This window comes from Streptomyces sp. R818 (genome assembly GCF_056172735.1).
In genome coordinates this window covers 1,070,847-1,078,624 of the sequence record NZ_JAOCNE010000003.1, presented here as the reverse complement: position 1 = coordinate 1,078,624, position 7,778 = coordinate 1,070,847, and the positions used below count along the sequence as shown (strand labels likewise).

The 7,778-nt window shown below is 73.0% G+C and carries 6 protein-coding genes and 1 pseudogene; 4 read left to right on the top strand and 3 right to left on the bottom strand.

The genetic code is table 11. From position 1 onward, the window contains the following. Positions 1 to 139, bottom strand: a pseudogene (locus N5I75_RS10040) (lamin tail domain-containing protein); the annotation flags it as partial. Positions 140 to 266: 127 nt separating this feature from the next. Next, on the bottom strand, positions 267 to 1,082 hold the full coding sequence (locus N5I75_RS10035; protein WP_476676354.1) for an SDR family oxidoreductase: 816 nt from the start codon (positions 1,080 to 1,082) through the stop codon (positions 267 to 269). Positions 1,083 to 1,227: 145 nt separating this feature from the next. On the opposite strand from N5I75_RS10035, the gene N5I75_RS10030 reads away from it, so the two are divergent. Further along, the gene (locus N5I75_RS10030) at positions 1,228 to 2,859 is read left to right on the top strand and encodes an alkaline phosphatase D family protein (RefSeq protein ID WP_476676353.1); all 1,632 of its coding nucleotides are present in this window, start codon (positions 1,228 to 1,230) and stop codon (positions 2,857 to 2,859) included. 258 nt (positions 2,860 to 3,117) lie between these two features. Here N5I75_RS10030 and N5I75_RS10025 read toward each other — a convergent pair whose 3' ends face one another. Next, positions 3,118 to 4,116, bottom strand: coding sequence for a Gfo/Idh/MocA family protein (locus tag N5I75_RS10025; protein WP_476676352.1), 999 nt, complete (start codon positions 4,114 to 4,116; stop codon positions 3,118 to 3,120). Between the two features lie 154 nt (positions 4,117 to 4,270). On the opposite strand from N5I75_RS10025, the gene N5I75_RS10020 reads away from it, so the two are divergent. Genes N5I75_RS10020 through N5I75_RS10010 form a run of 3 tightly spaced genes read left to right on the top strand, consistent with a single transcriptional unit; the run spans position 4,271 to position 7,749 of the window. Further along, positions 4,271 to 5,560 carry a multidrug effflux MFS transporter gene (locus N5I75_RS10020; protein ID WP_476676351.1) on the top strand — a complete coding sequence of 430 codons (1,290 nt, stop codon included), beginning with the start codon at positions 4,271 to 4,273 and terminating at the stop codon, positions 5,558 to 5,560. 41 nt (positions 5,561 to 5,601) lie between these two features. Further along, on the top strand, positions 5,602 to 6,696 hold the full coding sequence (locus N5I75_RS10015) for a serine hydrolase domain-containing protein (protein ID WP_476677009.1): 1,095 nt from the start codon (positions 5,602 to 5,604) through the stop codon (positions 6,694 to 6,696). Positions 6,697 to 6,732: 36 nt separating this feature from the next. Then, positions 6,733 to 7,749 (top strand): small ribosomal subunit Rsm22 family protein, encoded by a 1,017-nt coding sequence (locus N5I75_RS10010; protein WP_476676350.1) that lies wholly within the window; start codon positions 6,733 to 6,735, stop codon positions 7,747 to 7,749. Positions 7,750 to 7,778 lie beyond the last annotated feature (29 nt).

Below are 7,778 nucleotides of genomic sequence, written 5' to 3'. Positions count from 1 at the left end.
AACCGGGGCTGTCGAACTGGATGTACCCGAGGTGGAGGCCGCCCTGGTGCGAGGCGGCGGAGGCCGGGGACGCGGCGAACAGCGAGCCGGTCAGGGCGACCGCGGCGAGGGCGGCCGGAGCCGCGGAACGTATGCGCAAGATGCACTCCAAATGTGAAGTTCTCGTGGAGAGGAGTTGAGCATACGGGGTGCGGTGTCCGGTTCTGGGGCGGTAGGTGCCATTCCGCTTGTGGAGATTTAGATCTCAAGCAAGAACCGCGCCACGGTCACCCGCGCCCGATGTAGGGCATGTTGGTGGCGAGGACCGTCGCGAACTGCACATTGGCCTCAAGTGGCAGCTCCGCCATGTGCCGCACCGTCCGTGCCACGTCCGCCACATCCATCACGGGCTCGGCCGCCAGCTCCCCGTTGGCCTGCGGGATGCCGGACCGCATGGCCTCCGTCATGTCGGTCGCCGCGTTGCCGATGTCGATCTGGCCGCAGGCGATCCGGTACGGACGCCCGTCCAGGGAGAGCGACTTGGTCAGGCCCGTCAGCGCGTGCTTGGTCGCCGTGTACGCGATCGAACGCGGCCGGGGCGTGTGCGCCGAGACGGAGCCGTTGTTGATGATCCGCCCGCCCTGCGGCTCCTGCTCCTTCATCAGCCGGAACGCCGCCTGCGCGCACAGGAACGCCCCGTTGAGGTTGGTGTCGACGACATGCCGCCACGCGTCGTACGCGAGATCCTCGACGGGCACGCCGCCGGGCCCGAACGTCCCCGCGTTGTTGAAGAGCAGGTCCAGCCGCCCGAACCGCTCCCGTACGGCGGTGAACAGGCCCTCCACGTCACCGGGGTCCGACACGTCCGTGCGGACGGCGAGGGAGTCGGCGCCTGGCGCGAGGGCGGCCGTCTCCTGAAGGGTCTCGGCGCGCCGCCCGGCGAGGGCCACGCGCCAGCCGCCCCGCAGCAGCTCCAGGGCGACGGCCCGGCCGATGCCGGACCCGGCCCCGGTGACCACGGCCGTCCGCGTCACCGTGCTGCCGCCTGCCTCGGATGGGCTCTGGTCCGATGTGCGCTGGTCTGATGTGTGCTGATCGTCCATGGGGCCGCAGCGTACGGGCGGTGCGGCCACCGGGAGATCACCGATCCGCCATGTGGCTGTTGTGTACGCGACAGTCGAGCGTCGTCCCGGGCCACTCCAATTCCCCCTGAGACCGCACGTCAGCAGCATCAAGGGGAGGGGCTCCATGTCGCACGTACCCCAGCACGCACCCGAACTCCGCGCCGCCGCGCAGCATTTGGGCCGGCGCCGTTTCCTCACTGTCGCGGGCGCCGCGGCGGCGCTAGCCTTCAGTGTGAACCTGCCCGCCGCGGGCACCGCGGCCGCCGCCGAGCTGGACGCCCGCAAGGTGACCAGCGACCCCTTCACCCTCGGTGTCGCCTCGGGCGACCCCCTGCCCGGCTCCGTCCTGCTGTGGACGCGCCTCGCACCCAAACCGTACGAGACCGGCGGCGGGCTGCCCGCCGCACGCGTCGAGGTCCGCTGGGAGCTCGCCCACGACGAGCGCTTCCGCCGCGTCGTCAGACGCGGCGCCGCGACCGCGCACCCGGAGTTCGACCACTCCGTGCACGTCGAGGTCGACCACCTCGCGCCCGGCCGCGTCTACTACTACCGCTTCCGCGTCGGCGCCTGGGTCAGCGAGACCGGCCGCACCCGCACCGCGCCCGCCGCCGCGAGCCACGTCTCCGAGCTGACGCTGGCCGCCGTCTCCTGCCAGGCGTACCACGACGGCTACTTCACCGCGTACAAGCACCTCGCCGAGGACGACGTCGACGTCGTCTTCCACCTCGGCGACTACCTCTACGAGTACGCGGTCAACTCGGCCGGCGGCGCCCGCAAGTACACCGACCGCGTCCTGCCCGACCTCTTCAACCGGGAGACCGTGACGCTGGAGGACTACCGGCTGCGCTACGCCCTCTACAAGTCCGACCCGGACCTGCGGGCCGCGCACGCCGCGCACCCCTTCGTCGTCACCTGGGACGACCACGAGACCGAGAACAACTACGCCGGCGACATCTCCGAGAACGACGACCCGCCGGCCGAGTTCCTGCTGCGCCGCGCCTCCGCGTACCGCGCGTACTGGGAGAACCAGCCGCTGCGCCGTCCCCAGCTGCCGACCGGTCCCGACGCGCGGCTCTACCGGCGCCTCGACTGGGGGCGCCTCGCCCAGTTCGACATCCTCGACACCCGGCAGTACCGCTCCAACCAGGCGTACGGCGACGGCTCCCACGTGCCGGGGCCCGAGTCCGACGATCCGGCGCGCACCATCACCGGGGCGACGCAGGAGCGGTGGCTGCTCGACGGGTGGCGGCACTCGCGCGCCCTGTGGAACGTCGTTCCGCAGCAGGTCACCTTCTCCGAGCGCAGGCTCGATCTCAACGCCGAGGCGAAGCTGTCCATGGACGCGTGGGACGGGTACCGGGCGTCTCGTCGGCGGGTGCTCGACGGGGCGAAGGCGGCGCGGGTCGAGAACCTGATGGTGCTCACCGGTGACGTCCACGTCGGGTACGCCTTCGACATCGAGGACGACTTCGCCGATCCCGCGTCGCGGACGCTCGGCACCGAGATCGTCGCCACGTCCATCGCGTCCGGCAAGGACGGGGCGGAGCGGCCCGCCAACTGGGAGACGTACATGCGGGCCAACCCGCACCTGAAGTTCTACAACGGGCGCCGCGGCTACGTCACCGTGGAGCTGGGGGAGCGAGCGGCCCGCGCCGACTTCAAGACCCTCCCGCTCATCTCCGTCCCCGGCGCGCCGATCAGCACGGCGGCGTCCTTCGTGACGGAGGTGGGCAACCAGGGCCTGCGCCCGGCGTAACGGTCCTTCGTCCGCGGGCGCGTGGGGGCTGGTCGCGCAGTTCCCCGCGCCCCTGTCATGCGCACTGCGTGCGGCATTCCATCGATCCTCGGCCGCGGCTCTCGTCGTGGCTGGTCGCGCAGTTCCCCGCGCCCCTGAGGCGCGCACTGCGTGCGCCACCTCAGGGCGCCGGGGAAGGCGCGGCGAAGCCGCAGCCTTCAGGGGCGCGGGGAACGGCGCGACCAGCCACGGCGCACGTCGCACCCGGCAACGGACCGTTCAGCCCTCCCCGGGATACCGCACCCCCACAGCCCCCCGCACCCGATCCAGGGTCCGCATGACGGCCAGCGAAGAAGAGAGCGGCACGAGCGGCGACTCCGTGTCCCCGGCGCGCAAGCGACCCATCACCTCGAGCGCCTCGTGCCGGAGCGAGTCCCGGGGCCCGTCCTCCGGCGCCGCCTCGAACACCTCCGGCTCACGACCGTCCCGGTGCACCACGAACCGCTCGGGATAGAAGAACCCGGACGGCACATCGATCCGCCCGGCGGACCCGGTGACCGACGCCGTCACACCCGTACCGGAGTTGATCGCACAGTGCAGGAGCGCCTGCGCCCCGCTCGCCCAGGACAGCAGCATCCCGGTCTGCAGATCCACCCCCTCCTCGGAGAGCATCGCCCGCGCGGTGACCTCGGCCGGCTCCCCGAGCAGCAGATGCGCGAACGACACCGGGTACACCCCGAGATCCAGGGTCGCACCGCCCCCCTGGGCCGGGTCCCGCAACCGGTGCGCGGGCGGGAAAGGACCGGCGAGCCCGAAATCGGCCTGCACGGTGCGGACCTCCCCGACCGCCCCGTCGTCGACCAGCGCCTTGAGCCGCCGGATCAGCGGGTTGCAGTACATCCACATGGCCTCCATCAGGAACAGGCCCCGCGACCGCGCGAGCGTGACCAGCTCCTCCGCCTCCCGCGCGTTCAGCGTGAACGCCTTCTCGCACAGCACGGCCCGCCCCGCCTCCAGGCAGAGCCCGGCGGCAGCCCGGTGCGCGGAGTGCGGCGTGGCCACGTAGATCACGTCGAGGGAGTCGTCGGCGGCGAGGGAGGCCCAGTCGCCGTAGGCGCGCTCGATCCCGAACCGTTCGGCGAAGGCCTTCGCGGACTCCTCGGAGCGGGAGGCGACGGCCGCCACCTCGGCGTCGGGAAGGTCGAGCAGCGCCCCCGTGAAGGACGCGGCGATCCCGCCCGTCGAGAGAATCCCCCACCGCACGCGCTCCGCTGCCATCTCTTGCCCACCTCAGATGTTGGTCCCGACCACTCCGCCGAGCTGAGAGCATAGGTAATCGCACGTACGGCCGGGAGAGACGAAAGGGAACGGGGAGCAACGGGTGAGCGACGGGACGACGGAGAGCGGAAGTACGGGGAGCACCACGAACACCATGAAGCCCCCGCAGGTCACCCGCGCCGAAGCGCCAACTCCCGTACCCGGCGGAGCCGTTCGCACCGGCGTCCTCGTCACCCTCGTCCTCGGCGGCCTCACCGCCGTCCCGCCGCTGTCCATGGACATGTACCTCCCGGCCCTGCCCGAGGTCACCGGCGCCCTGCACACCTCCGCCGCCACCGCGCAGCTCACCCTCACCGCGTGTCTGACGGGCATGGCGCTCGGCCAGCTCGTCGTCGGCCCGATGAGCGACAAGTGGGGGCGGCGCAGGCCGCTCATGACCGGCCTGTTCGTCTACATCGCCGCCACCGCGATCTGCGCGCTCGCGCCGAACGCCGCACTGCTCGTCGCCTTCCGCCTCCTTCAGGGCCTCGCGGGCGCGGCGGGCATCGTCATCGCCCGCGCGGTCGTGCGCGACCTCTACGACGGCGTCGCGATGGCCCGCTTCTTCTCCACCCTGATGCTGATATCGGGTGTCGCCCCGATCGTCGCGCCGCTGATCGGCGGTCAGATCCTGCGCGTCACGGACTGGCGCGGCGTCTTCGTCGTCCTCACCGTCATCGGCATCGCGCTCACCGCGATCGTGGGGAAGTTCCTCCCGGAGACGCTGCCGCCCGAGCGGCGCCACTCCGGCGGTACCGTCGAGGCGCTGCGCACGATGCGCTCGCTGCTCGCGGACCGCGTCTTCACCGGCTACATGATCGCGGGCGGCTTCGCGTTCGCCGCGCTGTTCGCGTACATCAGCGCCTCCCCGTTCGTGATCCAGGAGATCTACGGGGCCTCGCCCCAGATCTTCAGCCTGCTCTTCGGGCTCAACTCGGTCGGGCTGATCGCGGTCGGCCAGCTCAACGGCAAGGTCCTCGTCGGCCGCGTCAGCCTCGACAAGGTCCTCGCGGTCGGCCTGGCCCTGATCGTCCTCGCCGCCGCCTTCCTGCTGCTCGTCGTCACAGGCGTGTTCGGCGCCCCGGAGGACCTCGGCATCGTCCCCGTCGCGGCCGGACTCTTCGTCCTGATGGCGTCGATGGGCCTCGCCATGCCCAACACCAACGCGCTCGCCCTCCTGCGCACCCCGCACGCCGCCGGTTCCGCCTCCGCGCTGCTCGGCACGTCGTCGTTCCTGATCGGCGCGGTCGCCTCCCCGCTGGTCGGCATCGCGGGCGAGCGCACGGCGGTGCCGATGGCCGTGGTGCAGCTCGCCTGCGGCCTGGCGGCGGCCGTCGCCTTCATGGCACTGTGCCGCCCCTGGCAGCACGCGGCCAGAGCGACGGATGAGGTGACGGAGGCCTGAGCTCCCCACGACTGCGCCACGGCACCCCCGAGCGGGCGGGCCTGCGCACCGCCGAGATCGCCCGCCTCGTCCGTGACGTGCGCACGCTCCCCGAAGGGCCGCGCCCCTGGTGCGCGGGTGCCGTCCTGCTCGCCGGGCGCGGCCCGGTCCTCGCCGCCGAGGCCGCCACCGGCTGGGCCGTGCGCTACGCCGCGTACGACGAGGAGACCGACCGGGGCGTCGAGCTGCCGCCCGAGGACCGCGTGCCGATGACCCTCGACACCGTCTTCGACCTGGCCTCCCTCACCAAACTCTTCACCACGGTCGCCACCGTCCAGCAGATCGAGCGCGGCACGCTCGGCATCGACGCCCGGGTCGGCGCCTACCTCCCCGAGTTCACCGCCGCCTCCCGGCACGACATCACTGTCCGCCGGCTCCTCACCCACACCTCGGGCCTGCGCCCGGAACTCCCGCTGTACGAGGCCCGGGACGCGGCCGCGCGGCTCGCGCTCCTGCGCGCCGAGGCCCCCTCGTCGCCGCCGGGGGAGTACCTCTACTCCGACCTGAACATGCTGCTGCTCCAGCACCTCCTGGAGCGCCTCACCGGACGCCCGCTCGACGCCCTCGTCCGCGACGGCATCACCCGCCCCCTCGGCATGGCCGCCACCTCGTTCGGGCCGCGGCCCGGCGCCGCCGCCACCGAGGACCAGCGCCGCCCCTGGGCCAAGGCGGACCGCGGCATGCTGCGCGGCGAGGTCCACGACGAGAACGCCTGGGCGCTCGGCGGCGTCGCCGGTCACGCGGGCCTCTTCTCCACCGCCTACGACCTGGCGGTCCTGTGCCGCACCCTCCTCAACGGCGGCTCCTACGGCACCGCCCGCATCCTCGGCCCCGACTTCGTCGACCTGATGCTGGCCGCGCCGGGCCTCGGCTTCCGCGTCGACCAGCCCTCCTTCATGGGCGAGCTGGCGGGCGCCGGGGCGGCCGGGCACACCGGTTTCACGGGTACGTCCCTGGTCCTCGACCCGGTGACGGACACGTTCCTCGTCCTCCTCGCCACCACGGTCCACCCGCGCCGCCGCCCCGCCGACAACGGCCCGCGTGCGGCGGCGGCGACCCGGCTCGCCCGCGCGGTGACGGGCCCGCCGGGCTCCTGACACCGCCCTTCGGGACGGCCGCCTAAAATCGTGCGGGTGAACGCCCCGACCCACCCCACCTCGCACTCCGCGCCCACCGACCCCGCCGAGACCCTGCGCGCCGCGCTCGCCGGGCTCCTCGACGGGCTGCCGCCCACCCAGGCGGCGCGCGCCGTGGACCGCCTGATCGCGAACTACCGGGGCACCACCCCGACCGACGCGCCGATCCTGCGCGACCGGGCGGACGTGGCGGCGTACGCGGCGTACCGGATGCCGGCCACGTTCGAGGCGGTCGCCGCGAGCCTCGACGCGCTGGCTGCCGCGGCACCCGCCGACTGGACGCCCTCCGGCCACCTGGACATCGGCGGCGGGACCGGCGCGGCGGTCTGGGCGGCCCGCGCGGTGTGGCCCGCGCCGCGCCCGACGACGGTCCTGGACTGGTCGGAACCCGCACTGGCGCTGGGCCGCGAACTGGCCTCGGCGGACCCGCAGTTGACGTCGGACGTCCACTGGGAACGCGGCCGCATCGGCACGGGCGCCCCCCTCGCGGCCACCTCCCTCGTCACCATCTCGTACGTCCTGAAGGAACTGACGGACGCCGACCGCGCGGCCGTGGTCGACGCCGCCGCCGGGGCCGCGACCGAGGCCGTCGTCGTCATCGAACCCGGCACCCCCGACGGCTACGCCCGGATCATCGAGGCCCGCGACCGCCTGATCACGGCGGGCTTCCACATCGCGGCCCCGTGCCCGCACAGCGCCCCGTGCCCGATCGTCCCCGGCGAGGACTGGTGCCACTTCTCGGCCCGGGTCAGCCGCTCCTCCCTGCACCGCCAGGTGAAGGGCGGGTCGCTGGCGTACGAGGACGAGAAGTTCTCCTACGTGGCAGCGACCCGCTTCCCCCCGGCCCCGGCCGAGTCCCGGGTGATCCGCCGCCCTCAGATCCGCAAGGGCCAGGTGCTACTGGACCTGTGCGTAAAGGAGGACACGTTGACGCGAACGACGGTGACGAAGAAGCACGGGGAGCAGTACAAGCGGGCACGCAACACCAACTGGGGCGACGAATGGCCCCGCTAGGTGCAGCCCGGCCAGGGGCGCGGGGAACT